Below are 26,918 nucleotides of genomic sequence, written 5' to 3' on the forward strand. Positions count from 1 at the left end.
CCAAATGGATACAATATATATGCACCCCGTGCAATAAAGTGAAAAGGGAAAGACATGAAAACGCTTATTTATGAAACGTTGATTAGCCTTGCTAACCAAGAACCAGAACAACATGCAAGAATCCGACAAAATCTCTATGAACAGTTGGATCTGCCGTTCGATAAGCAGCTGGCTTTGTATTCTTGTGCCCTTGGTCCTGCAAGTTCAGGCAAGTTGGAGAGCAGTCAAGGCATTAACAACGCGGTAGATTGCGCGGTTAAACTGCTTGAAACTCCTGAGCGCTAATTCACTCGTTGTTTTAATCACGGCCCGAACCCCAAGGGCCGTTTTTAACTGCGGTTAAATTGATTTCAACGTTGTTATTACTCTGCTCTTTCCGCTAACACTTCTTTGAATGCAAACATGCCGTTTAATGCCGCGGGAAACCCTGCGTAGACGGACATCTGCAAAATGATCTCTTTAATCTCATCCTCGCTACAGCCTACATTCAGCGCTGCATTTAAGTGCACTTTTAGTTGCGGCGCGCAATTCCCCATAGCCGTTAGCGCGGCGACGGTTGCGATTTCTCTCGATTTTAGGTCTAAGCCCGGGCGAGCATAAATATCGCCAAACGGATACTCAATGGTGTACTGAGCTAAATCTGGACAAATATCTTGTAAGGTTTCGATGACATTATGACCAGCGTCGCCATCAATTTGAGAGAGTAGTTCTAATCCTTTGTTAAAGCGTGATTGTTCCATCGGTATGTTCCTAGTGAATAAACGTAAACACACCTTAATCGTTAGAGTTAACTCTAAGTCAACGAACTTTTCCGCTTTTATACAAGGCAATTTTTTCTTCTAGAGCCGATAAGTGCTTTTTCTGTTGCTCAATGTGGCGTTTGAGGTTTTCTTGGTGTTGTTCTAACAGGGCTTGACGTTGTGGTACAGATTGAGAGCCGACTTCCCTTAATTTGGCATATTCTAGAATCTCTTCAAGTGGCATTGCAGTTTCTTTTAAACGTTTAACAAAGCTTATCCAGTTTAGATCTTTCGAACTATACATTCGATGTCCACTCGCGTTTCTATGGACATGTTTAAGTAAACCGATTTTTTCATAGTATCGAAGTGTATGAGCAGATAGCCCGACGAGGTCAGAAAATTCTTTGATATTCATTATTATCCTCCAAGGTAGAGCATACCCCATAGAGATAAGCTAAGTTTCGCATTTTGAAGTCATTTCGGGACAGATACAAACAGAAATCTTTAGTCTTTTAACGCTAGGTATGGTGATTTACTGGATTTTTGAAACGCGCCAAACGTGATCCACCTGCCAGTTTCGTTTTATTAACAATTGATTACTAAACGGGTTGGCTTGGCTATTTTTATCCTTTGGGCCTATTTTAGGGCGTACGTAGGTCTTATGTTGCATCTTTTTTGATTGATGTTTTTGCCAATAAAAACAATATTTTAGGTTTGTGTTGGGCTATTTGGGTTGTATGTTGTGTGCCCGTTATTCACTCAGAACGATTTATCGCTGTGCAATGGATGAGTTGCTACGCCTTCGATTTCAGCCTTGAGTTAGTGCTAAAAGGGTGAGTGCCTCTGATGAATAGCTTTTATAATTTCGATTATTGAATTCACTCACAAAAAAATGCAAACAAGTAATCGTGAGTGGAAACGAGCAGGAGAACAACATGAGTGGCTCACAGGAAACACAATCATTCGGTGCAAACGTTATCTTACATGCGTTTGATTGGAAGTATGCTGACATTGCCCAACGAGCAAAAGAAATCCGCGAGCTTGGTTATGGCTCTGTGTTGGTTTCGCCACCAATGAAAAGCGCACACGATGAGCGCTGGTGGCAGCGTTATCAACCACAGGATTATCGTGTTATCGATAATGCCTTGGGTGATACCAAAGATTTTATTCATATGGTTCGTGAACTGGAGCAAGTTGGTGTGTGGGTTTATGCCGACGTAGTGTTTAACCATATGGCAAATGAGGCCCACCTTCGCAGAGACCTTCAGTACCCAAGACAAGAGGTCTTGGAGGAATACCAGAACAACAAACAGAAATATCAGTCGCTAGCGTTGTTTGGCGATCTATCTCAACCACTTTTTGATGAAGAGGACTTTGTTGAAGCATTCGGCATCAAAGACTGGAAAGATAAGTGGCAGGTTCAAAACGGACGTATCACAGGTGGGCCAACCGATCCTGGCTTGCCAACTCTTCGTGTTTGTGACCATGTTGTTGAGCAGCAGCGAGCGTACCTAAAGGCGCTGAAAGCTATTGGTGTGAAAGGTTTTCGTATTGACGCTGCGAAACACATGACGTTAGAGCATCTTAAGCGTGTTTGGACAGACGACATCACGCGGGATGTGCATATATTTGGTGAAATTATTACCGATGGCGGTGCGACGGAAGAAGAGTATCAGCTGTTTCTTGAGCCGTATCTACAGGAAACTCGCCTAGGTGCGTACGATTTCCCTTTGTTCTCAACCATGTTTAAGGCGTTTGCTAAAAAGGGCAGCTTCAAGTCTCTGATTGATCCCTATTGTTTTGGTCAGGCTCTGTCTCCCGGTCGTGCGATTACATTTGCTATCACACATGATATTCCTAACAATGATGTCTTTCTTGATCTCATCATGGACGAGGAAAACGAATGGTTAGCTTATGCCTATATTCTAGGCCGAGATGGTGGTGTGCCGTTGATTTATACCGACTTAAACACCAGCGGTATTAAAGGTAAAAATGGTCAGCCAAGATGGCAAGGTGCATGGAGCGATCCGAGAATGGCAAAAATGATCCAGTTCCATAATATGACGCATGGCGAGCCGATGAGTGTTCTTGAAGGTAACGATGACATGCTCGTACTTAAGCGAGGTGACAAAGGTATTGTGGTGCTTAATAAATCACAGCGTCAACAGTCTTTGACATTAAAAATCGATGGTAATTGGGTTGATTTGATGACAGAACAAATCATTCCAACTGACGGTAAGTTAATCGTACCATCTAAGTCGTCGATGTTACTCGTCGCGAAGTAGAAGATGTACACACCGAGGTTAGCAACTTCGGTGTGTATGTTTTTCATCGTCATTCACGTTCTGCTGAAGTTCAATATAAACTCAAACTCTCTCGTTTTTGCTAGAAATTTATGAGCACTCGTTAACGCAACATTCTGCTTTTAAAAAACCAATTACGTCATCTAAGCACTGATACTCTGCAACACAAAAAAGGGTTCTACCCTCACGGCGCTGGGTGAGAAGACCGGCTGAAGCAAGGCTCGAGATATGATGAGAGAGAGTGGATGCTGGAATGCCAAGCTTTTCTTGTACGCCGCCTACCGCGATACCTTTGTATCCCGCTTTGACGACTTCTTTGTAAATACTTAAACGAGTCGGATGCCCTAACTCTTTTAGTGCTTTAGCAACGGCTTCAAGCTCCATACTGACCTCTAAAGAATGACCACAGTAATTTTGTTTCGATAATAGGGAAAGTCTCGGTAAATGCCAACTATTACGATCTCAGAACAATTTAAATCAGATGAGATTCATGCTGGCTAATGCCTTCATGACAACAATTGTCTGTTCTAATGAGACAGATCAATCTTCATTATTATTTCACGCCACGTTCAAAATCCCTCGTCTACACTCAATGTTGAGTTGTCAGTTGGCAGACCAAGGAGGCGGCCATGATTGCGGTTCATAGAGATTATTGTTTGTCTAACAGTTCGGAGTTACATGCCCACGTTAAAGTCAACCCTGTTGGTAAATTAGAAGTTGAGATTGTTGAACTTCAAGAGCGCCACACCACAGAGTTTGATGATTTGTCTTTTGAGAGTCGTGGGTGTGAAACTCGAATCTGTGGTAAAGAAGACACAACTCCGTGGCAGTTCAATCTTGCAGTTACTGATGCGTTAGAGCTTTCTCATTTAGTGGAAGAAGCAAACGAAGAGTATGAGATTTTAATGAATGATCTTATGTAATATCGAGAAGATCATTTTATCCTGCACGGCGTGTGGCTCTGTACTGAAAAAATAAAAACCTCCCAAGCGGGAGGTTTTTAATATGGAGTGCGTTATCGTTGGATAGGCTCTTCTCTTGGTGGTGTTAGCTCTTGGACGTTATCTTCATTAAAGTCATCTGCGTAACCTTTAGGTGGCGGTGTCCAACCACGTTCTGACCGCGATAGTTTGTCATGACGATCTTTTTGCATCTCTTCCGCCATTTTCTCCTCTAACTGAATAAACAGTTGTCGGAAATTGTTGTCATAGCGTTCACCTTCAGAATCATCTTCCCAAGCTTTGTAAAGTATTTCTGACTTACGTGCTTCAACACGCTTATATGTCGCCTTCTGTTGTTCAACAAAGAAGGGGTGAATGCCAAGGGCTTTCATTGTGTGACCGCCCATCTCCAATGCAGAATGGTAGGTCTCTGATTCAATAATATCAGCCCCCGCTTGACGCAAAAGATAGCCATGTCCACGGTCAAAGGCACGTGCAATCACTGTTACTTTTGGGTACGTGTGCTTAACGTACTTCACCAGTTCTACACTCGATTCTTGGTTATCAATCGCCACAACCAACGCAGCGGCGTGCTCAATGCCGGCTGTATGTAGCATATCTGGTCGAGTCGCGTCGCCAAAATAGGCGCGAGTGCCAATCTGGCGCATGTTATCGACTTGGTCAGATTGATGGTCAAGTACCACGGTAGTCACGCCGTTTGATACCAATAGGCGATTCACTATTTGTCCAAAGCGGCCGATGCCGGCGATGATCACCGTGCCTGTTTCCTCAATCGTATCGCTTTCGCGTTCATTTGACTGGCTTTCAAAGCGCGGCAGAATCACTCTATCAAACAGAATAAACAAACCTGGTGTCAGGAACATCGAAATCGCAACCACTAACGCAAGAGTTTGTGAGAGTTCAAATGGGATGACGTGGTTTTGCACTGAAAAGCTTAGAAGCACAAAGCCGAATTCACCTGCTTGAGCCAAGCTTAGGGTAAACAGCCAGCGGTTGCTGCCTTTCACCCTAAATATCAGTGCAAGAATAAACAGCACCAAGGCTTTCAAAACCATCACGCCAATGGTCAATGCCATGACCAACCAGAAATCACCAAAAAGGACCGAGAAGTTGATCCCTGCGCCAACGGTAATAAAGAACAGACCTAACAATAGACCTTTAAATGGTTCGATATTGGATTCTAACTCGTGGCGGAATTCACTGTTCGCCAATACAACGCCAGCCAAGAAGGTTCCTAAGGCAGGAGATAAGCCCACTAAACTCATTAGTGCAGCGATACCAATGACAAGCATGAGTGCAGTTGCGGTAAAGATTTCTCGCAAACCAGAGCTAGCCACATAATTGAGCAGAGGTCGACTTAAAAAGTGTCCACCAACGACGACGATTGCAATCGATGCTGTGATTACGATGCCGTATGCCCAGCCTGGCAACCCCGCAACGAGGCTTAATTCTTCATGGTGCGCTGCGGCTGTTTGAGCCGCGGACTGTGCCTGTTCAATTAATTCAGGTAAGGCCAATAGAGGAATGAACGCCAACATTGGTATCACTGCAATATCTTGAAAAAGCAACACGGAGAAAGCGTTTTGTCCACCTTCCGTCTTCGTTAATCCTTTTTCGCTAAAAGTTTGCAAAACAATCGCAGTAGAAGAGAGGGCGAAGATCAAACCTATGGCTAAGGCTATGGTCCAAGGCTGGTCAAAGTACAAGGCAATACCCATAATCGCCGCGACGGTACCACCGACTTGCAGACCTCCTAAACCCATTAAGCGATTGCGCATCGCCCACAACATTTTGGGTTCGAGCTCTAAACCGACGAGAAACAGCATCATCACCACGCCAAACTCGGCAAAGTGCTGGATTGTTGTTGTTTCTTCACCGACTAAACCGATAATTGGGCCAATGACCACACCTGCGATGAGATAGCCTAAAACGGACCCAAGTCCCAAACGCTTAGCAAGTGGGACTGCAATTACAGCAGCAATCAAATATACGAAGGCTTGTAAGAATATCCCTGTCATGAAGCCTCCTTAATGAGCTCTGGCAATGCGCTGTTAAGCTTGATTAATGACGCCGCAGCTTCAACATCCAACCTATCTTCGACTAAAGCTGTTAGCAGGCTCTTGTACCGCTCGACATGACGAGGGATTCGCCCTTCTTCATCTGCTGTACGTGCGCCAAACATCGCGAGAGGGGCAATGTAGTTCATGCCGGTCAGTGCGGACATTTGTTCAATAGGCGCAAGCAGTTGACGAATCGTAAAGTGGTTGTAGCCCTCTGCCTTATAAGCTTCTTCTTTACCCCCTGCAGACAGCACACAAAGCATGGTCTTACCTTGCAGTGCTGTGCCATCTGTACCGTAAGCAAAGCCATATTCCAAAACCAGATCTTGCCACTCTTTTAAAATCGCAGGCGTTGAATACCAATATAGTGGAAATTGGAAAATCACCACGTCATGCTCACGTAAGCGTTGCTGCTCACGGTCGATATTAATATCGAAACGAGGGTATTCGCCATAGAGATCAACACATGTCACGCCTTCAATTTTTTGAGCTTCTTTGAAAAGTGGAGTATTCACTTCTGAACGATGCTGGGAAGGATGAGCAAAGAGAATGAGTACTTTTTTATTTGCCATAGGGATCCTTGCTATCTAAATAACCATGCCCAGTAGGAGCGCGGGTTGGTTAGAAAATGTAACTCATAAATGATCGCCAAGCTAGTTTGGAAAACTGTTTAAGCTGTTTCAATATCAATAAAAAACCACCAAATAAATTGGTGGTTTTGGGAAGCGTTACTTTTTACTAATCATGAATAGGGACGACTAGAATATCCACCGGTGACTTGTTAATTAAGTGTCTGGAGTAAGAAATAATCTTGCTCCAGAAATCTTGGTGGTGACCACAAATCAGAAGATCCACTTCTTGCTCTTTAATGGTGACCTCTAATTTATCAGCCAAGTCGCCAGTACCTACGAAGAAATGTTTAAGTGGGTAATCCATGTAATCACTAAATGTTTTTAAACATTCCATTGAATGCTCATTCAACGGCCTTTGATCCGGGTTTTCTTTGATGTCTACAAGCTCACGATAGATTTCTCCGTGCGTACCATCAATATGAATAAAGGATATATCGGAGTCGAGATAGTTTGCCATTGATACCGCTCTGTCGATAAGCACGGTGCTTTCATCTGACAGTTCGAGTGCAACAAGGATATGTTTGTATTTCATAACCACGCCCTTATGTGGATTATCTTTACCCTAAGCATAGTATGGCTTGGATAAAAATTGTGTTGCTAAGATCTCGAAATTGTTCAAAGACTTGTTAAAAAGTTAATGTGATATAACAACTTATTGTGAAACTTTCTTTTTGTTCACATTTGGTTAGAAAGCTTGCTTTTTGAACAAAAAAGCGGCTACACTCTGCGCATCATTTCTCTAGGAGATTACGCCAACATGAAGAACTAAACCTGTCATCCATATTTTTACTTATTTTTTGGATCTGCAGGGTTAGTAGGCGTAGCTCACTTTCCGATATTTCTTTGCAACAAGACGACTTTTTGATTTGACGTATATCGTCGAGCTTTACATAGAGCTTAATGCGTTTGTGCACGCGTTTTGTTGCAATTTCAAATCATAGCTACGGCTGTTGTCCCTGTCATACAGGAGGCAAATTATGCCAGTTTTACAAGCTTTTAATGTTAGCCATCAGTTTGATAATGGCGATACGCTATTCCAGTCTATTTCTTGTTCCATGACTAAACGACGTGTTGGTTTGGTTGGGCGCAATGGCATCGGCAAGTCGCTTTTGGCTTCCATTTTAGCGGGAGAAATTCAGCCTGCCAGCGGTGTTGTGACTGCTCCCTCTTCTTTCATGATGTATCGCCAGCAGCCGTCTGATCTGCTTTCAGGTCAGCAATCGATCGCCCAATTTCTAGGAACAGACTCGGCCTTACATGCTTTGAAGCAGATTGAACAAGGTGATGTTTCTGAGCATTGGTTCGAACTGGTTGGCGAACAGTGGGATATTGAACTGAAACTCAAACAGCAGCTTGCTGCGATGGGCTTGCCGCAAGACCCTGACTTCTCTTGTGCTCGGCTCAGTGGTGGTCAGTTGGCACGTTTGCAGTTATGGCAGTTGTTTGAAAACGAAACGGAGCTTTTGATTCTCGATGAACCATCCAATCACCTCGATACCGAGGCGAAACAATGGTTGATAGAGTCTATGACGCATTTCAGCGGTGCGATTTTACTCATCAGTCACGATCGTGAGCTGCTGCGAGAGATGGAGGAAATTTGGGAGCTATCGGGCCTAGGTTTACAGGCTTTTGGTGGAAATTACGATGTGTACGCCGAGAAAAAACGCACTGAACTGCAAGCGGTTGAGAGGCAGTTAGCGCAAGTCGATAAACAGAAAAAACGGTTAGCCGAGCAAGCCCAGAAAAATCGCGAAAAAGCAGACCAACGCGCCGCGCAAGGGAACAAACTGCGCAAAGACGGCAGTCAGCCCAAAATTTTGCTTGATGGAAAAAAGGATAGCGCGACCGCCAGCGCTTCAAATCGCAATAAGAATGAGCAACTCAGACAAGCGCATTTACAAGCCAAAGAACAGGCGTTGCAATCGCGACATGAGCAACTCAAGGCGCAAAAGCTTTATCTTACAGATAATCCGAACCGTTCGCGAAAAGTGTTGTCGATACAAGAAGGTATATTACCTTTTGGGAATTCTACGCCTATCACGTTGCAGATTTTTGCGAACGACAAAGTCCATCTCAAAGGGAGAAATGGCTGCGGAAAATCAACCTTGTTAAAGACGTTGCTTGGCGAGTTATCGTTGCAGAGTGGTGAGTTGCAAGTGAATACGCCTTTGTACTATCTCGACCAACATTTTGGTGCAGTGAATCCAAATCTTTCGTTACTTGAGAACGTAATGGAGAGCTGCCAAGAGATGACGGAAAGTGAAGCGAGGACCTTATTGGCCGGGATCGGTTTTCGTCGAGATGCTGTGTTTCGATTGGGGCGCCTACTGAGCGGTGGCGAGAAGATGAAGCTCGCGATGCTGATAGTCAGCAACCAAAATTCTCAGCCTTTGCTGCTGCTTGATGAACCAGATAACCATCTCGACCTCGAGTCAAAAATAATGCTTAGTCAGGCGTTAAATGTATACAAAGGTGGATTTGTTCTGATTAGTCACGACCAAGATTTCGCTTCTGAGTCTGGGGTTTTGCGCCAAATCGAGCTGACTTAGACGAAAGAGAGTAAACGCCATCGTGGCTCTTCAGTATTGTTCCCAAGTTCTACACTTCCACTTACTAGTTTGTAGAACTGGAAGGAAATGAGGGAGTTAGGATGGCTTTCACAACTCGTTTAATGAAATTAGATTCATTTTGTCGATATATAGTAGAGTTCTGATGTATTGCACAAAAAGACAACAGAAAAATAAAAAGGAATTTCATGAAAAAGAACACCCTAGCACTCACAACGGCTCTCGCACTCGGAAGTGTGTTGTCGGTGGCGTATGCAAATGAAGCGGCGCAATCGTCGGTTGAACAGGTAACCCCGAAAACCATCACGTATCCAACCACACAAAAAGTGGATGTTGTCGATGACTACTTTGGTACAAAAGTGAGTGATCCTTATCGCTGGTTGGAAGACGATCTCAGCCCAGAAACCGCAGAATGGGTTAAGGCACAAAATGCAGTGACGTTTGATTATCTGGCGAAAATCCCTTACCGCGAGCAGATTGAAGAGCGCATTACTAAGCTCATGGATTACGAAAAACAAAGCCAGCCGTTCAAAGAGGGTAAGTTCACTTACTTCTACAAAAATGACGGGTTACAAAACCAAGACGTGCTTTATCGGCAGCTAGGTGATGGTGAAGCAGAAATTTTCCTCGATCCAAATACTTTTAGTGAAGATGGCACCACATCGTTAGCGGGAGTGAGCTTTTCACGAGATGGATCTTTGGTTGCATACAGCATTTCGGAAGGCGGTAGCGATTGGCGCAAAGTCATTGTGTTAGACACAGAAACCAAAAAGCCCGTCGGTGAAACGCTGGTGGATATTAAGTTCAGTGGCATCAGTTGGCTCGGCAATCAAGGCTTCTATTACTCAAGTTATGACAAGCCAAAAGGGAGTGAACTTTCCGCGAAGACAGACCAACACAAGCTCTACTTTCATAAACTAGGGACGAAACAAAGTGAAGACCAATTAATTTTCGGTGGTGTAAAGGACGAAAAGTATCGCTACGTTGGGGGTTACACGTCGGAAGATGAACGCTACTTGTTTATCTCAGCCAGCGTATCGACGTCGGGCAACAAACTGTTCTTCAAAGACCTGAGTAAGCCAAATAGCCCGCTGAAAACCATTTTAGATAACACCAGTTCTGATACTTGGGTGATAGACAACCAAGGCACGAAACTGTACTTGGTTACGAACCTTAATGCACCGAACAAACGCGTCGTGACGGTGGATGCAAGTCAGCCGCAGCCCAAAAACTGGAAAGATTTGATTCCTGAAACAAAGAACGTGTTACGTGTTTCTACCGCGGGTGGCAATTTGTTTGCGAGCTATATTGTTGATGCGATCTCGATGGTGAAGCAATACGACATGAACGGCAAACTCATCCGAGAAATCAAATTGCCTGATATTGGCAGCGCATACGGTTTCTCGGGTAAAAAAGATGAAACCGAAGTCTACTATTCTTTCACCAACTACAAGATGCCAAGCACTACCTATCGTCTGAACATCAAAGATGGTGATAGCGAGGTGTACTACAAATCTAAAGCGCCATTTGATCCCGCTTTGTATGACTCTCGCCAGGTGTTTTACACCTCAAAAGACGGAACAAAAGTGCCGATGATCATCACCTATAAAAAAGGGACACCGATGGACGGCAGTGCACCAACCATCCTATATGGTTATGGCGGTTTCAACATTAGCCTCACGCCATCTTTTAGCCCGACACGTGCGGCTTGGTTAGAGCTTGGTGGTGTTTACGCGGTAGCGAACATTCGTGGTGGTGGGGAATATGGCAAAGAGTGGCACAACGCTGGCATTCAAATGCAAAAGCAAAATGTGTTTGATGACTTTATTGCTGCGGCTGAATTCCTAATTGATGAAAAGGTAACGTCATCAAACAAGTTAGCCATTAACGGTGGATCGAATGGTGGCTTGTTAGTGGGGGCCGTTATGACGCAACGTCCAGAGCTGTTTAAAGTGGCGCTGCCAGCAGTCGGCGTACTGGATATGCTGCGTTACCATACTTTTACCGCAGGTGCTGGTTGGGCGTATGACTACGGCACGGCAGAGCAAAGTAAAGAGATGTTCCAATATCTGAAAGATTATTCGCCAGTGCACAATGTAAAGGCGGGGGTGGAATACCCAGCAACATTGATTACAACCGGTGATCATGATGACCGTGTTGTTCCTGCTCACTCATACAAATTTGCTGCTGAGTTGCAATCGAAGCAAGCGGGTTCAAATCCGACCTTAATTCGCATCGAAACCAATGCAGGACATGGTGCAGGCACACCAACGCGTAAAATAATTGAGACAAATGCAGATATTTATAGTTTTGCACTGTTCAATATGGGAATAGAGAAACTGCAATAGTGCGAATTGTTTGCGTTTTAGTTATCGAAATGCATCGGCGCTTTATCGCTCGATAATAAAAAGGGAATCACAGAGAGTGATTCCCTTTTTATTTATTATAGGGCTACTATTCTAATCTGATGCGAGGCTAATCAAACTAAGGTTTTTTAAATTATTATAATGTTCTAATTAATCTGAAGAGTGTTGTACGATCGAAATGAAACATTGATCGCGATCACCTAAATCCATTGCACTCTCTATTTATATGGTAAGATTAATTAATCATTCGTTCTAATGATAATTGAATTTTAATAAGTTTTAATATTTCCTTCTTCGTTAGTATTACCAAATTTCAAGTTATATAAGATATAAGTAGCGGTGATTGAACTTTTACGATGCTTTATTTTATTTTAATTAAAGCGTCGAATGTTTCGTCATTATTGAATTTGCTTTGATAATTTATGTTATCCAAAGCGAGTTGTGTTGCTTGCTATTTATGATGACCTCATGACGTGAATAATTTTATAATCATTAAAATGGATACAGTTTTATGAATTTAGTGAAACCGTCTGTTGCCATTATGGTTGCAGCCCTACAACTCGCGTCTTCTGCCTATGCGCAGACAAACAATAACGAAGAACTACAAGATATGTCTGACCCACTTGCGGTATACACCCAAGCTGGCTTTGGTATTACTGATAAAGGCGCGAACATCAAAATCGGTCAAACTTACCAATCTAGCCAGCCTGGTACCATGGCGATGAACATCATTGAAATGAAAGGCATTGGTGGTGAGCTATTTGGCATTCGCGACAATGACGATCCAATATATGCCAACGTTGATGACAGCATTGACTCTTTCCGACTACGTAATTTCCAAGTAGAAGTCGCAAAAGGTCTAGGCCGTCAATTAGATGTAAACTACGACGTTGATAACGATAAATTAGATGCATCTTATAGCTTTATTCAAGGTCTACCTAAGTTTGGTATGTTGCAGCTATTTCCTTTAGCTGGTGCGGGTATCACTATTGCTAATGATTTTAGTGGTGATGACAAAGGTTATGAAATTCCAGGTACTTTCACTGTTGTGGGTATGTACTCAAAAATTGAATTAACCGATAAAATCTGGATTAACTACAACCCAATGTATATGCATATGTTGTCAGGGTCTAGTCAATATAAAGATACTTATTATGCAGGTGAAGATAATATCTTGACTCATGAGTTCGCGTTGTCTTATCAAATTAATCCTCGCGCAAATATTCGTTACTTTGCAAACTGGAATGAGCACGTTAATTTCGGTGATGGTGATCACCGTATCGAATTTAACTACCAATTCTAACTACCTCGTTTATTTCCAGAATAGAAAGTGTGTTTATCCATATATTTAAATATCTAGGCCAAAGCACTTTCTATATAAAGTAGGTTTATCATGAAAGCCAAATATAAATTTGCGTTGGTATCTATTGCTATATCTTCTGCATTACTATCAGGATGCAAAACTGGCGATATCGCAACGAAAACAGCCCAAGCACCCTCTGTTGAAACCGTTACCCTAACCGAAACAAAAATCACTCCTTATCATACTTTTATCGGTCGAACTGAAGCGGTAAATGACGTTGATATTATGCCGCGAGTCGGTGGAGAATTAACCGCGATTTATTTTAAAGATGGCGATATGGTCGAAAAAGGCCAATTGTTGTTTGAAATCGACGACCGTCCTTACAAAGCGGCACTGGCGTATGCAAAAGCGTCGTTGCAAAAAGCAAAAGCGCAACTCGTTCAAACTACGCGTGATGCAGAACGTGTGAAGAAACTCATCAAAGATAAAAGCATCAGTGAGCAGCAATACGATGACGCCATTGCCGCGCAAGCCGCAGCGATTGCTTCGGTAGAAGAGGCGAAGGCGACGCTGGTTTCAGCAAGGCTCGATCTTGAATTTAGCTCTGTGCATGCTCCTTTCTCTGGTCGCGTGGGTTTCAGCAACTTCCGAGTGGGTGACCGTATTTCGAAAATTCAACTCGTTCCTCTTGTTTCGATCACTCAAGTAGACCCAATTCGCTTTGGCTTTGATGTGGATGAGAAGCTCTACCGCCGCGTAAGAAGTGCGATTGATGTGGCTCATCGTAACGATGACAAACTGGATGTTGATTTAACACTGACGCTTTCAGACGGTTCATTGTATCCGCTTGATGGCAAGATCTACGCCGTTGGCAATAAGATCGATTTAGAAACAGGCTCAATTCGAGCAGAAGCACAATTCGATAATCCAACTTACGCGCTTATGCCGGGTGAATATGGCAACTTGACCATCAAGCTGCGCAACAAAACCATTGATGGTTTGCTTATCCTATCGGCGGCTGTTCAACAAGACCAAGCGGGTGACTACGTCATGGTGGTTGGTGATGATCACGTGGTGTCTCGTCGTAACGTTGAACTCGGTCAGACCTACGGTGTGAAACGTGCTGTGCTGACTGGTTTGGCGGCTAACGAAAAAGTCATCGTCAATGGTCTACAAAAAGTGCGTCCGGGTGCAACGGTGAAAGACGTTGAGCTACAGAGTGAACAAGGCTGAGTGAGTACTGATGTTAAGTAAATTTTTCATTCACCGGCCGAAGTTTGCTTTGGTGATCTCACTGGCGATGACATTGATGGGTATGCTCGCCCTGAAAGTCTTGCCAATTTCTGAGTATCCTCAAATCTCTCCAACGGTAATTACGGTGAGCACCATGTATCCGGGTGCAAACGCGGACGTGGTTAAAAAGACCGTAGCACAACCGATAGAAGCCAAAGTCAACGGCGTTGAAGACATGATTTACATGTCTTCTGTGATTGGTAACGATGGCTCATACACATTGCGTATTTACTTCCGAGTGGGCGCAGATGGCGATATGGCGCAGGTTCGTGTGAACAACTTGGTGGCACAGGCGACGTCGTCTCTACCACAAGAAGTAAACCAAATCGGTGTGACGGTTAAGAAGAAATCTTCCGACATGCTGGGCGTTATCACACTGCGTTCTCCGAAACAGTCTCACGACAGTATCTACCTTTCTAACTACGCGGATCTCAATATTGTCGAGCGTCTAAAACGTATCGAAGGTATGAGTGACATTACGCTGCTGGGTAAGAAAGACTACTCAATGCGTATTTGGTTAAACCCAAATAAACTGGCCACCTTGAAGCTTTCTGCTAACGATGTTATTGGCGCAATTAAAACGCAAAACATCCAAGTGGCGGCGGGTAAGATCGGTGGTATGCCAGCTCCGGGTGACCAGCAATATCAATATGTTTTGCAAACCAAAGGTCGACTCACTTCTGCGGAAGAGTTCGAGAACATCATCATCCGCGCGAGCAAGAAAGGTTCTTTGATTCGCTTGAAAGATGTGGCTCGTGTGGAAGTTGGCGCACAAGGTTACGAAGCTGATGGTCGTATGAATAACGAACCAGCCGCCGTTCTGGCATTGTACCAGTTGCCGACAGCGAATGCGCTAGACGTGATGGAACGCGTGAAAGAGGCCATGAAAGAGTACGAGAAATCGTTCCCAGATGATTTGGTCTATGACATCGCGTATGACTCTACCGAATACGTAGAGACATCGATTGATGAAGTGTACGAGACGCTGGTGATTGCGGTACTTCTTGTCACCTTCGTTGTGTACGTTTTCTTGCAGAACTGGCGAGCGACTATCATTCCAACCTTAGCGATTCCGGTTTCCATCATTGCGACTTTCGCAATCATGGGCGTGATGGGCATGACCATTAACACCATCTCGTTGTTTGGCTTGATCCTCGCCATCGGTATCGTGGTGGACGATGCGATCATCGTGGTAGAGAACGTGGAGCGGGTTATCCATGAAGAGCATTTAGACCCGATTCCGGCCACGATCCAAGCTATGAAAGAAGTGACGGGGCCAGTATTGGCAACAACGCTTATTTTGTTGGCGGTATTCGTACCGGTTGCGCTATTGCCGGGTATTTCTGGTCGGATGTTCAACCAGTTCGCAGTCACCATCTGTGTGTCGGTGCTGATCTCTGCGATCAACGCATTAACGTTAACGCCAGCGCTTTGTGCGTTGATGTTGAAATCTACTCACTCGCAACCTATTGCGCCTTTGCGTGCGTTTAATCGAGGTTTTGAAGCAATAACGCGCAAATACCAAGGTTTAGTTGGCTTCTTGAGCCGTCGTATTGTGCTGAGTATCGGTGTTTATGGCGCGCTTATTGCTGTGCTGGCATTTGCGTTCATGACCGTACCTTCCTCTTTCGTACCGAACGAAGATAAAGGCGTGTTCATGGTCGAAATGCGTTTGCCAGACGCAGCAGCATTGCAGCGTACTGCACCATTAATGAAGAAGTACGTTGATGAGCTAAAACAGATGGAAGGTGTGGAGAACGTGGTTTCGGTTGCGGGCTTCTCGGTAATTAACATGGCGTCGATTCCAAACTCGGGCATGTTGATCATCAAACTGGATAACTGGAGCAAACGTAAAGACCCTGAGCTACACCAACGCGCATTGATGAATAAAGTTAACCAAATGCTGAACTCAACGCCAGATGCCGCTTCGTTCGTTTTCGCGACGCCGGCAATCAAAGGTATGGGTGCGGTGGATGGTTTCAACCTTGTGCTGCAGGACAACTTGGGCCGTTCTCCACAAGAGTTGGCAAAAACAACCGCTGATTTTGTTGCCCAAATCAACCAACTGCCTGAAGTTGCACATGCGTTCTCGATTTTCCGTGCGAATATTCCGCAACGTTACATCGATATTGATCGCGATAAAGCGATTTCGATGGGCGTACCGTTGAATGAAATCTTCAGCACACTGCAAGCACAGTTGGGCGGCGCCTACATTTCTGACTTCAACTTGTTTGGTCGTTCGTACCAAGTGAAAGTGCAAGCAGAAGAGCAATACCGTGACAATATCGACGACATCAACCATCTGTTTGTTCGCTCAAGCTCTGGAAAAATGGTGTCACTGGCAACGCTAGTGAAAGTGAAGCCGATCTTCGGCCCAGATACCTTGTCGAACTACAACATGTTCAGTTCTGCAACCGTGAACGGTGCGCCAGCGCCAGGTTACAGCTCGGGTGATGTTGTAAAAGCCATTGAAAAACTGGCTGCGGAATCTTTGCCAAGTGGTTACTCGTACGAGTGGTCAGGCATGACTTACCAAGAGATGAAAGCAGGCAACATGGCACCAATCGCGTTCGCATTGTCTTTGCTGTTCACCTACTTGTTCTTGGTGGCTCAGTACGAAAGTTGGACCATTCCTGCTGCGGTAATGATGGCGGTTCCAGTCGCGATTCTCGGCGCAATGGGTACGCTACTGCTGGTGGGACAACCGTTCGATTTGTATGTGCAGATTGGTGTGGTCATCTTGATCGGTATGTCCGCCAAAGTGGCGATTCTTATCGTGGAATTTGCCAAAGTTCTGCGAGAAGAAAAGGGCTTATCCATCATTGATGCTGCCAAAGAAGCTGCTCGAATCCGTTTCCGAGCAGTACAGATGACCGCATTCGCCTTCATCTGGGGGGTATTCCCGTTGGTGATTGCATCGGGTGCCGGTGCGGCATCTCGTCACTCACTGGGCTTTGCGGTATTCGGCGGCATGATTCTCTCTACGTTTGTTGGCACGTTACTGACGCCAGTGTTCTTCGTGATGATGCAATCTCTGCGCGAGAAGTTTAAGCGAAAGAAACCCACTGAACTTGAGGTGAGCGAGCAATAACGCTGATTTCAACTGACTGACTCCACAACACCCCCACGCTGTGTGCGATTGGCCAATGCCTTTCATTGATATACAACCACCGTCGCAGCGTGGGTTCCCCTAACAATAATAGGTTTTAACATGAAAAATCTTTCAAAAATCGTCGTAGCGAGTTCTCTACTGACTTGTGCTGCTGCGCAAGCGGGTGGGTTATACCTTTACGAAACAACAGCATCGGATATTGGTTTGGCATCCGCTGGTATGGCGGCTCGTGCGCAAGATGCCTCAGTAATGGCAGCAAACCCGGCTGGTCTGGCGAATATTTCTGGTAAATCTTTCTCTGGTAACCTGATTGGCCTTTACGGTGACGCGCAACTAGACACGATGACTGGCGATGCGGGCAACGTGATTGGTTTTGTTCCTATGGCGTCGGCATTTTACAGCCAACAAGTGAACGACAAATGGACGCTGGGTATTGGTCTGTATGGCAATTACGGCCTTGGCCTCGAGTACGAAGGTCTTTTGAATAATCATTTAGATATTCCTACAGCAACGACGCAAGCCTTGACCATTCAACCTTCCGCTTCTTACCGCATCAATGATCACTGGTCTGTGGGTGCGGCGCTTGGCATTCAGTACGGTATGTATGAAGTAGAAACGAAGGGAGCCTTGAACTTCAATGACGAAGACCAAGACACACAGGTTAACGGCCGAGTAGGTGTGCTTTATGAGGCAACACCAGGTACGCGTCTTGGCCTGTCTTACTCTTCTGAAACCGAATTTGAATTCGACAATAGTAACTCCATTGCTCCACAACAACTGATCTTCAGTGCTTACCATGAAGTGAATGATGACCTAGCGGTGATGTGGAACGTGAACTGGCAAGACTGGAGCGAATACACAACCACGCTGGGCGTAGAGACACAAGACACTTACCAAATCGCATTGGGTACTCAGTACAAACTGAATGAAAAAATGATGTGGAATGCAGGTTTTGCATTCGATACCAGCATGTATGAAAGCCAATCAAACGGTGACATTACCGTTCCTACTGGCAAGGCGTACCGCATTGGTACAGGCATTGATTACAAATTGGATTCAGAAAACTCAATTGGTTTCGCGTTTGAAGCGATCTTGATGGAATCGTCAGAAACGCCACGCTTCCAAGCGGGCTTTGATGAGCCTGCACTGTACTTCATGAGCATGAGCTACAACTGGAAAAACTAATCATTCCTAATCGCTAAAACGCCTTCCTTACAGGCCATTCTACCCTAACTACCTGCACTGGATGCTGTCACGCCATCTAAGGTAGTTAGGGCGCTTTTGTCACATCCAGTGAGTGATGATTCAAAAAAATATCTGCGCAGCTAAGTGCGGGTATTCAACATCTCAAAGGACTGAAAAATGAAAAATAAACTAGCGTTAGTGTGTATAACTTTGTTGGTCAGTACGCTGGCTCATGGTGCCGAGCATCGAGTAAAAGACAATAAAAACAAGTTGGCGGATGACCCAACAAAAGTCATCACGAAATTTGGCGCGTCGTACGCAAACAACTACGATTTTGATGATCAAAACATCTCATTCTCGGGCTCACTTGCGCTTGACCAAGCGCGCAAAATCAACCTGCGTATCAATGATGATGCGAGCGAGTGGCGTATTGGTGGCTCGTGGTTGTTTCCGGTCGGTATCGTGAACTTCAACTTCGGTAAAAATGAATACGTAAACGGCGCGGATCAAACCAACTACAGCGTTGGTACCTTTATGCCGCTAAGTTATTTCGGGATTGAGCCAGCAGGCTTCCAAATTTTCCCAATGGCAGGCTATACGTACAACACTGGTGATGTTCCTGTTTGTGACGGTGCAGAAAGTAGTCTCTGTAGCGAGCCTAACTTTACGGGTACGCCAAGTGCAGAGAATGGCTTCAATATGATGAGCTCTTCAGGCAGTAGCGGTTACGTTGGTGCATTTGCGCTGAAATCGTTTACCAAAGAGCTGACGTTAATCAGCTTTGCAGCAGGCACTTACGGCTCAGAAAACAGTGAAGGAGAGAACTACAAAGGCTTCTTTGGTGGTATTGGTCTTGGTTACCTCGTGAGCAAACGCCACTCTTTTAACGTAATGACGTTTGGCATGGACAACAACACCTATTTGGATGAAGCAGACAAGCGCATCGTATTATCATATCAATATCAATTTGAATAAATAAAAACGCAGCCCAAATAGCTGCGTTTTTACTTTGATAGAATGAACTAGTGAATTGAGTTGTTTTCTTCGATCTTTTTCTGGTACTGGTGTTTTAATATATACATGCGCTTAACATCGCTGTAAGCGCCGTTAATAAAGTATTCTTCTACAAGGTGACCTTCTTCGATAAAGCCGCACTTTTTGTATAAGTGAATAGCGACTTCGTTATCCACTGCGACTAATAAGTAGATTTTACGTAGATTAAGAATTGAGAATGAGTAATCTAACGCACGATTAATCATCTCTGTCGCATAACCTCGGCCTTGATGCTCTGGGGCGATGATTATCTGAAATTCCGCGCTGCGGTGAATGTAGTTAATCTCGATCAGCTCAACTAAGCCAATTACGATGCCGTCTTCATCTTCGACGACAAAACGCCTTTCAGCGTCATCATGTATATGTTTTCGATAAAGTTCTTCGAGCTCGTCATAAGACTCGTAAGGTTCTTCGAACCAGTAGGCCATGATATTTCGGTTGTTATTCAGTTCATGAATAAAGCGCAAATCAGAACGCTCTAATGCACGCATTTTTAGGCCTTTCTTCATCATTTTTCTCCAATGAGGGCGGAGAATACCTCCGCACTTGATGCTAGAAAATATTACCGTATTTCACAAGAATAGCGCATCTTTTTTTGGAAAATATCCTGTGATTTTCAATGTGGAAACTTAGAGTTCACGACAAATATAAATTAATCTTTACGATAAAAAACTCGATTAGGTGCTTTGCCTAATATCGTATTAAATACCGCGCAACGACTTAGTGTCTTAATCTAAACAAACAAGGTATTCAATATGTTTTCAATCGGTGACGTAGTAGTAGCGACTAAAGGTATCGATCTTGGCGAAATGGTTGTTACAGGTTTAAGCAGTGGCGGTTTTTACACACATGTAAAAGCAGGCGAAAAAACACTAACTTACCCAGCTAAAGATCTTAAGAAAGCATAATTAAATTTGCTCATTCTTATTTTTAACTGGCTTAAAGTTCGTATTAGTTATTTTAAGCGGGTTAGAATCGATAAAAGGTAGCGCAATGAGTCGCTACCTTTTTTTATTTTTTCTACCTTTCTTCACCAATATGAAACTCAACGCGATTTCTTCCAGTTTCTTTTGCCTTGTAAAGTGCTAAGTCGGCGCGTTTAACTAATGGTTCAAATGAGTCGTCGAGACGACAGACTTGAGTTACCCCAATACTCGCGGTGAAGCTCATATCACAACCTGAATGTTGAACGGTCGTCGTTTCTAGTGCATTACGAATCGTTTCTAATGTGTCTAGAGCTTGCTGTGATGAGCGACTTCTTAATACGATGGCAAACTCTTCACCGCCAACTCTGGCAAGTAAGTCACAATCAAGTAGATGACTTTTAATAGTATTAACTGCATGGATCAGTGATTTATCGCCTGCGTCATGACCAAGTCGGTCATTGAGGCTTTTAAAATTGTCGAGATCTAAAATAGCAACATGGAAGTCAATGCCCTGGGTTCGGTATTCATTTAGGCGGCTTTCGATTTGTCGCATGAACTCTCTGCGGTTTGGAATACCTGTTAGATCATCCGTCGTGGCGAGGTGCTCCATCTTCATAATCTGTATATGAAGGGCAATGTTTAAAGCAATCCAATTAGCGATGCACTGAAGCTGTGCCGCTTGTTCGTTTGTGTAAATGTGCGTTTGATGATGCGCAACATTAAGCGTTCCTAGGCAGACTTTACCGTGCATTAAAGGCGCGTCCATACACGTACCCATACCATTGGATGCGAGCATCATACAATCGATCTCATCAGATTGCGTAACATCATCGCAGATCATCAGTTGTTGCTTTTTGAACACTCGGCCAACAAACGCTTGATGAATGGGCACTAAAAATTCAGCGGGAATCGCTTTACTACCAGAGAAAGAGTAGACCTTTAGATGATCATTGTTTTCATAAAGTGTGATACTCGCACGGTCAGAATTAAATATACGATTTATCCATTCTGCCACCGTATCAAGTACTTGCTGTAGTGTTTCCGATTGAGCTAAAAAGTGAACAAACCCTATCGGCATACATATCGGACTTTCCATGTTTTGCATCGATAAGTCATCAGGGTTAAAAGTTCTTTCAAGTCTCAATAGACATCTCCTTGGCAATGTTGCAAATACCAACAATAAATTACGTGAAGCTATTTTGTAGAAAATGTGCTTCTTGGTAAGAGTATGGTTTAATTATCGCCGTTTGTGTGCATTTGGTTGCTTAATGTGGGCGTTAACTCACCCTAAATAAGTAAATCTTATACCTATTTATAAGTAAGTCATTACTCAATAAGTGGTGTTTTTAAGATGGAAGTACAGAATGAGCCCTTCTGGAAGAGAAGGGCTAGAAAAGGATACAAATGGGGTCAGGTGAGTAGAGACTTAATTGTCTTTGTACTTTTGTAAAATCAACTGACTTATCTGCGCAACGAGCTGGTCCCTAGCTTGAAGTGAGAGCTCGGTTTCTGTGACATAAATACTAATGTAAACAGGTCGATGATTTTCCTTCCATATAATCGCGTTAATGCCACGCGAACCATGACCACCCGCACCAGAACGGTCTGCAATAGACCAACCTGTTGGTAATACAGAACGCATTAACGAGTCTGAAACTTTGTTGTCCTGCATCCAGATTTTTAATTGTACACGAGACTCATAAGACAACGTTTCGCCTTCGACCAAAGTTCGAAGAGTGTTTAGTATGGCGTTAGGTGTGGTTGTGTCGCGGCTGTCGCCTGGTGTGGCTTCGTTCAAGCGAGGTTCTATTCTGTCTAGGCGCGTTGCTTTATCTCCAATTGTTCGCAGAAACATTGTTACGGCTTTAGGGCCGCCAATTTCATTTAATACCAAGTTGGCTGCAGTATTATCACTCATTAACATAGCGGCTTCACACGCGTGCTCTATGCGTGTGTTTTGGCCTGCGAGCTTATCCATCACTGGAGACCATACAACGATACTGCGCTCATCGACTTTTGCGGTCGCATTCTTACTTAGCTTACCGCTGTCCATATCACTTAGCATTTTGGCACAAGCTAGGGTTTTGAATGTGCTCATGAGTGGGAAGCGTTCATCGCCACGGTAGTCCCAACGCTCGTCTGCTTGGGTATCCCAAACTGACACCCCAATTCTGCTTGAGGTTTGTTGCTCGAGGAGAGAAATGTCCTCATTCAGTTGGGACGCGTAACTTAGGGTTGAGCAAACCATTAGCCCAGCCAACAAAAATAACTTTTTCATGGATCGTGTTCTTCAATTTTAGTTTTAGTTCGCACCGTGGCGATGTCACGTAAACTATAACGAGCCAATACTCTAAACACTGTTAAATCTATGTCTATTTTATGTAGGATTCTTTGCAATACGCTAATACGGTCTCAATATGAGGAGAAGAGTGTTGCTATCAAGGCCCGTAGTTTGGCTTATATATTACGTCGGTGATTCGGTCATAAAAATATCTTAGCGTGAGACACTGGCTCAGAATTTCTTATCATGAGCTAACGAATAGTTTGATCCAGAGAAATAAAAGGAGCTGAATCATCAGCTCCTTTGTCTAGTTGGATAATTACTTACAGTTCAATCTTTTTAACCATGCCCGATTCTGCATGGCCCGGAATGTTGCACGCGAACTCAACCTTGTTGTCACCGTGGAAGTGCCACAGTAATTGCTTCGCTTTACCTGGTTCTACCGTAACTGCGTTGCCTGAGTCATGCATGTGATCGCCACTCATTGTCTTCATCATTTCGCGATGTTCTAGCTGCTCTTTAGCCGAACCAATCGTAAACTCGTGGTTGATCTTACCGGTGTTCATGACCACAAATTGCACCACATCGTTTGGCTCAATTTTAACGTCTTTTTTGAACTTGATGGTCATGTCATCACCCAAGATAACGTGTACCACCTTGTCTGGCTTTGCCCCTTTTGCTGGCATACCAACTGCCGACATGCCCGGCATATCCATCATGTTTGAATGGTCCATTTTACTGTGGTCCATCTTCATGCTGCCGTGGTCCATATTTTCATGCTTCATGTTGCTATGATCCATGTTCGCGTGGTCCATGTTTGAATGATCCACTTGGGCAAACGCAGTCGTTGTTGTTAGGGCTAGAGCAAGAGTGATTAGTGTCTTTTTCATTTTTATATCCTTGTTTTAATTCATTATTAACTTGGTTGCTTCCCCTCAAACGGCATGTTTGAGAGGAAGGTAGGGGTTAAGCCTTGTTGTTTACATCACTAGCTTGGTGATTAGTTGCATTGCTTTGGCGCAACTCACGTTGTTTCCACAGCTTGAAGATGGCTGGAAGCACCAACAGCGTCAGCAGCAGTGCTGATGCCATACCACCAATCATTGGTGCGGCGATACGTTGCATTACTTCTGATCCTGTCCCTTCGCCGTACATGATCGGAATCAGACCAATAATGACCGTCAGTACCGTCATCATTACTGGGCGAACACGTAGGCCTGCACCTTCACGAATGGCATCAGTTAGGTCTTTCGCCTCAAGCTTCTGTTGGCTCTCTTCTGCATCGAGTTTTTTGTAGTGCCACGCTTGGTTGAGGTAGACGAGCATGATGACCCCAATTTCAACCGCGACGCCTGCTAGGGCAATAAAGCCGACCCCAACGGCAATCGAGAAGTTGTAGTTGAGGATATGCATGAGCCACAAACCACCAACCATAGCGAGTGGTAGGGTAAGCATGATGATCATCACTTCACCGACACGACGGAAGCTGAAGTAAAGCAGCAGCATAATGATGGCGATGGTGATTGGTACCACGACACTCAAGCGATCTTTCGCACGCTCCATGTATTCGTATTGACCAGACCAAGCCAGCGAGTAACCCGCAGGAAGTTCTAGTTGATCGGCCACGACTTGCTGTGCTTCCACTACGTAAGAGCCAAGGTCACGACCATCGATGTCGACAAATACCCAGCCGTTTGGACGCGCGTTTTCTGTCTTGATCATCGGAGGGCCGTCTTCGTAACGAATGTCCGCTACATCAGCCAGCGCAATACGAGCGCCATTTGGTGTCACCAATGGTAGGTTTTGCAGTTTAACCACTGAATCTCGGTAGTCTTGTGGGTAGCGAACGTTGATTGGGTAACGCTCCAAGCCTTCAATGGTTTCACCCACATTCATACCGCCCACCGCAGTGGAGATCACTTGCTGAACGTCTTTGATGCTTAAGCCATAACGCGCTGCGGCACGACGTTTAATGTCGATCGTGACATAACGACCACCTGCTACACGTTCTGCATAAACCGATGCCGTGCCTTGTACGCCGTTAAGAATTGGCTCCAACTGAGAACCGATCTTCTCAATCACTTTCAGATCGGGTCCGGAGATCTTAATGCCGATAGGGGTTTTGATGCCCGTTGCCAACATGTCGATACGCGTTTTGATCGGCATTACCCAAGCGTTAGTAAGACCAGGGAACTGAACCAGCTTGTCGAACTCTTTGCGCAGTGACTCGGTTGTTACCCCTTCACGCCATTGGTCGCGTGGCTTCAACTGAATCACGGTTTCAATCATGGTGAGTGGCGCTGGATCGGTTGCAGTTTCAGCTCGGCCAATCTTGCCCCATACGGTTTTCACTTCTGGAACGGTTTTGATCAGCTTGTTGGTTTGTTGTAGAAGCTCGCGTGCTTTACCAATTGAGATACCCGGATAGGTTGTTGGCATGTACATCAAGTCCCCTTCATCCAGCGGAGGGATGAACTCGCTACCCAGTTTACTGGTTGGGTAGTAAGCCGATGCCATCAGACCTAATGCGATAACAATCATGGTCTTAGGGTATTTTAAGCTGGTGTTCAACAGCGGACGGTACAACGCGACCAAGCCACGGTTAACTGGGTTTTTGTGTTCCGGTAACACCTTACCGCGAATGAAGTAGCCCATAAGAACAGGGACGAGTGTGATTGCCAAACCTGCTGCCGCTGCCATTGCGTAAGTCTTAGTGAACGCAAGCGGCGAGAACATCTTGCCTTCTTGGCCTTCTAAGGCGAACACTGGTACGAAGCTAAGAGTGATGATAAGCAACGAGAAGAACAGCGGTGCGCCGACCTCTTCTGCGGCTTTGCCGATTACTTGCCAGCGGTTCTTGTCGGTCAATGGCGTTCGTTCAATGTGCTTGTGAACGTTTTCAATCATTACGATTGCCCCATCCACCATGGCACCGATGGCAATTGCAATACCACCCAAGGACATGATGTTGGCGTTGATGCCTTGCCAATGCATTACGATAAACGCAGTGAGAATGCCAACCGGTAGGCTCAGAGCGATAACCAACGAAGAACGAATGTGGAATAAGAATAACGCGCACACAATCGCAACGACAATGAACTCTTCTGCAAGCTTCTTCCATAGGTTTTCTACCGCTGAATCGATAAGGGTAGAGCGATCGTAAGTTGCAACAATTTCCACGCCTTCTGGCAGGCTGCGTTGTAGGTCTGCGAGTTTGTCTTTGACTTTCGCAATCACTTCACTGGCGTTTTCACCAAAGCGCATCACGATAACGCCACCTACCGCTTCACCTTCGCCATTCAGCTCTGAGATACCACGGCGCATTTGTGGGCCAAGGTTAATGTCTGCGATGTCTCCTAATAGCAACGGCGTGCCTTTCTCGGTGACTTTTAGAGGCAGTGATTTGATGTCTTCAATGCTGGTTAGGTAACCCGTGGTACGAACCATGTGTTCGGCTTCCGCAACTTCGATAACGGACGCGCCGGTTTCTTGGTTACCGTTTTGGATTGCCATGTTCACTTGTTGCAAAGTGAGGTTGTACGCACGCAGTTTGGCAGGATCAATCTGCACTTGATACTGCTTCACCATACCGCCCACGGTAGCGACTTCAGAAACGCCATCAACGGTTTGCAATTCGTATTTCAAGAACCAGTCTTGCAGGCTGCGAAGATCCGCCAAATCATGCTTGCCGGTTTTGTCTTGTAATACGTAGCTGTAAACCCAGCCCACGCCCGTTGCATCAGGACCTAGGGTTGGTTTTGCGTTCGGTGGCAGCTTTGGTGCTACTTGGCTTAAGTACTCCAACACGCGCGAACGTGCCCAGTACATGTCGGTATCATCGTTGAAAATGATATAAACGTAAGAGTCACCAAAGAAGGAGTAACCACGAACTGTCTCAGCACCCGGCACGGCAAGCATGGCGGTGGTGAGTGGGTAAGTGACTTGATCCTCGACGACTTGAGGAGCCTGACCCGGATAGCTTGTCTTGATGATCACTTGCACATCAGAAAGATCCGGAATCGCATCAACAGGCGTATTCTTTACACTGTAAAGTCCGCCTAATACAAGGGCTAAGGTCGCGACCAACACTAGGAATCGGTTGCTCAGTGACCAACGAATAATAGCATTGATCATA

The 26,918-nt window shown here is 44.8% G+C and carries 22 protein-coding genes; 11 read left to right on the forward strand and 11 right to left on the reverse strand.

The window, feature by feature from the left end; translation table 11 throughout:
* Nucleotides 1–54 precede the first annotated feature (54 nt).
* Nucleotides 55–285, forward strand: coding sequence for a PAS factor family protein (locus R7Z49_RS08985; protein ID WP_005375384.1), 231 nt, complete (start codon nt 55–57; stop codon nt 283–285).
* 77 nt (nt 286–362) lie between these two features.
* On the opposite strand, the gene R7Z49_RS08990 is transcribed toward R7Z49_RS08985, so the two are convergent.
* Together R7Z49_RS08990 and R7Z49_RS08995 are read right to left on the reverse strand one after the other, a co-directional pair.
* On the reverse strand, nt 363–740 hold the full coding sequence (locus R7Z49_RS08990; protein ID WP_005375385.1) for a carboxymuconolactone decarboxylase family protein: 378 nt from the start codon (nt 738–740) through the stop codon (nt 363–365).
* A 58-nt stretch (nt 741–798) separates the two neighbouring features.
* Nucleotides 799–1,155, reverse strand: coding sequence for a MerR family transcriptional regulator (locus tag R7Z49_RS08995; RefSeq protein WP_005375386.1), 357 nt, complete (start codon nt 1,153–1,155; stop codon nt 799–801).
* Between the two features lie 520 nt (nt 1,156–1,675).
* Between R7Z49_RS08995 and R7Z49_RS09000 the strand changes: the two genes are divergently transcribed.
* On the forward strand, nt 1,676–3,025 hold the full coding sequence (locus tag R7Z49_RS09000) for an alpha-amylase family protein (RefSeq protein ID WP_017635250.1): 1,350 nt from the start codon (nt 1,676–1,678) through the stop codon (nt 3,023–3,025).
* Between the two features lie 108 nt (nt 3,026–3,133).
* Here the strand turns inward: R7Z49_RS09000 and R7Z49_RS09005 are convergent, their stop codons facing one another.
* Complete coding sequence (locus R7Z49_RS09005; RefSeq protein WP_005375388.1) at nt 3,134–3,427, reverse strand: ArsR/SmtB family transcription factor; 294 nt, start codon at nt 3,425–3,427, stop codon at nt 3,134–3,136.
* Between the two features lie 245 nt (nt 3,428–3,672).
* Here R7Z49_RS09005 and R7Z49_RS09010 point away from each other — a divergent pair, with 245 nt between their 5' ends.
* On the forward strand, nt 3,673–3,966 hold the full coding sequence (locus R7Z49_RS09010) for a hypothetical protein (RefSeq protein WP_005375389.1): 294 nt from the start codon (nt 3,673–3,675) through the stop codon (nt 3,964–3,966).
* 92 nt (nt 3,967–4,058) lie between these two features.
* Here the strand turns inward: R7Z49_RS09010 and R7Z49_RS09015 are convergent, their stop codons facing one another.
* The 3 genes from R7Z49_RS09015 to R7Z49_RS09025 all read right to left on the reverse strand — a co-directional run bounded on the left by R7Z49_RS09015 (nt 4,059) and on the right by R7Z49_RS09025 (nt 7,229).
* A complete protein-coding gene (locus R7Z49_RS09015) occupies nt 4,059–6,023 on the reverse strand; it encodes a monovalent cation:proton antiporter-2 (CPA2) family protein (protein ID WP_005375390.1) in 1,965 nt (654 codons plus the stop codon).
* Nucleotides 6,020–6,637, reverse strand: coding sequence for an NAD(P)H-dependent oxidoreductase (locus tag R7Z49_RS09020; protein ID WP_005375391.1), 618 nt, complete (start codon nt 6,635–6,637; stop codon nt 6,020–6,022). Before R7Z49_RS09020 ends, R7Z49_RS09015 begins: the two co-directional genes overlap by 4 nt.
* Before the next feature lie 166 nt (nt 6,638–6,803).
* Entirely contained in the window at nt 6,804–7,229 is a 426-nt protein-coding gene (locus R7Z49_RS09025; protein WP_005375398.1) for a universal stress protein, read from the reverse strand.
* A 445-nt stretch (nt 7,230–7,674) separates the two neighbouring features.
* Between R7Z49_RS09025 and R7Z49_RS09030 the strand changes: the two genes are divergently transcribed.
* From R7Z49_RS09030 to R7Z49_RS09060, 7 genes are all read left to right on the forward strand, one after another.
* On the forward strand, nt 7,675–9,246 hold the full coding sequence (locus tag R7Z49_RS09030) for an ATP-binding cassette domain-containing protein (RefSeq protein WP_054578669.1): 1,572 nt from the start codon (nt 7,675–7,677) through the stop codon (nt 9,244–9,246).
* A gap of 206 nt (nt 9,247–9,452) precedes the next feature.
* The gene (locus R7Z49_RS09035) at nt 9,453–11,612 is read left to right on the forward strand and encodes a prolyl oligopeptidase family serine peptidase (protein ID WP_186585163.1); all 2,160 of its coding nucleotides are present in this window, start codon (nt 9,453–9,455) and stop codon (nt 11,610–11,612) included.
* Nucleotides 11,613–12,141: 529 nt separating this feature from the next.
* A complete protein-coding gene (locus tag R7Z49_RS09040) occupies nt 12,142–12,933 on the forward strand; it encodes a hypothetical protein (protein WP_318111569.1) in 792 nt (263 codons plus the stop codon).
* 90 nt (nt 12,934–13,023) lie between these two features.
* Nucleotides 13,024–14,166, forward strand: a complete 1,143-nt coding sequence (gene vmeP / locus R7Z49_RS09045) for an efflux RND transporter periplasmic adaptor subunit VmeP (RefSeq protein ID WP_136976498.1) — start codon at nt 13,024–13,026, stop codon at nt 14,164–14,166.
* A 10-nt stretch (nt 14,167–14,176) separates the two neighbouring features.
* On the forward strand, nt 14,177–17,317 hold the full coding sequence (gene vmeQ, locus R7Z49_RS09050; RefSeq protein WP_136976497.1) for an efflux RND transporter permease subunit VmeQ: 3,141 nt from the start codon (nt 14,177–14,179) through the stop codon (nt 17,315–17,317).
* Nucleotides 17,318–17,437: 120 nt separating this feature from the next.
* Complete coding sequence (locus tag R7Z49_RS09055) at nt 17,438–18,523, forward strand: OmpP1/FadL family transporter (RefSeq protein ID WP_186585165.1); 1,086 nt, start codon at nt 17,438–17,440, stop codon at nt 18,521–18,523.
* A gap of 177 nt (nt 18,524–18,700) precedes the next feature.
* A complete protein-coding gene (locus R7Z49_RS09060) occupies nt 18,701–19,498 on the forward strand; it encodes a hypothetical protein (RefSeq protein ID WP_186585167.1) in 798 nt (265 codons plus the stop codon).
* Nucleotides 19,499–19,545: 47 nt separating this feature from the next.
* Here the strand turns inward: R7Z49_RS09060 and speG are convergent, their stop codons facing one another.
* Nucleotides 19,546–20,085 (reverse strand): spermidine N1-acetyltransferase, encoded by a 540-nt coding sequence (gene speG / locus R7Z49_RS09065; RefSeq protein WP_005375417.1) that lies wholly within the window; start codon nt 20,083–20,085, stop codon nt 19,546–19,548.
* Between the two features lie 246 nt (nt 20,086–20,331).
* Between speG and R7Z49_RS09070 the strand changes: the two genes are divergently transcribed.
* Entirely contained in the window at nt 20,332–20,484 is a 153-nt protein-coding gene (locus R7Z49_RS09070) for a hypothetical protein (protein ID WP_005375418.1), read from the forward strand.
* A 112-nt stretch (nt 20,485–20,596) separates the two neighbouring features.
* Here the strand turns inward: R7Z49_RS09070 and R7Z49_RS09075 are convergent, their stop codons facing one another.
* The 4 genes from R7Z49_RS09075 to R7Z49_RS09090 all read right to left on the reverse strand — a co-directional run bounded on the left by R7Z49_RS09075 (nt 20,597) and on the right by R7Z49_RS09090 (nt 26,917).
* A complete protein-coding gene (locus R7Z49_RS09075) occupies nt 20,597–21,646 on the reverse strand; it encodes a sensor domain-containing diguanylate cyclase (protein WP_206949064.1) in 1,050 nt (349 codons plus the stop codon).
* Nucleotides 21,647–21,928: 282 nt separating this feature from the next.
* Nucleotides 21,929–22,780, reverse strand: a complete 852-nt coding sequence (locus R7Z49_RS09080; RefSeq protein WP_005375420.1) for a carbenicillin-hydrolyzing class A beta-lactamase CARB-42 — start codon at nt 22,778–22,780, stop codon at nt 21,929–21,931.
* A 326-nt stretch (nt 22,781–23,106) separates the two neighbouring features.
* Complete coding sequence (copI, locus tag R7Z49_RS09085; protein WP_064376773.1) at nt 23,107–23,673, reverse strand: copper-resistant cuproprotein CopI; 567 nt, start codon at nt 23,671–23,673, stop codon at nt 23,107–23,109.
* 76 nt (nt 23,674–23,749) lie between these two features.
* Nucleotides 23,750–26,917, reverse strand: coding sequence for an efflux RND transporter permease subunit (locus R7Z49_RS09090; RefSeq protein WP_186585169.1), 3,168 nt, complete (start codon nt 26,915–26,917; stop codon nt 23,750–23,752).
* Between the last annotated feature and the right edge of the window lies 1 nt (nt 26,918).

Origin of the sequence: Vibrio sp. 1562 (assembly GCF_033340155.1) — a bacterium.
GTDB classification, from domain to species: domain Bacteria; phylum Pseudomonadota; class Gammaproteobacteria; order Enterobacterales; family Vibrionaceae; genus Vibrio; species Vibrio alginolyticus.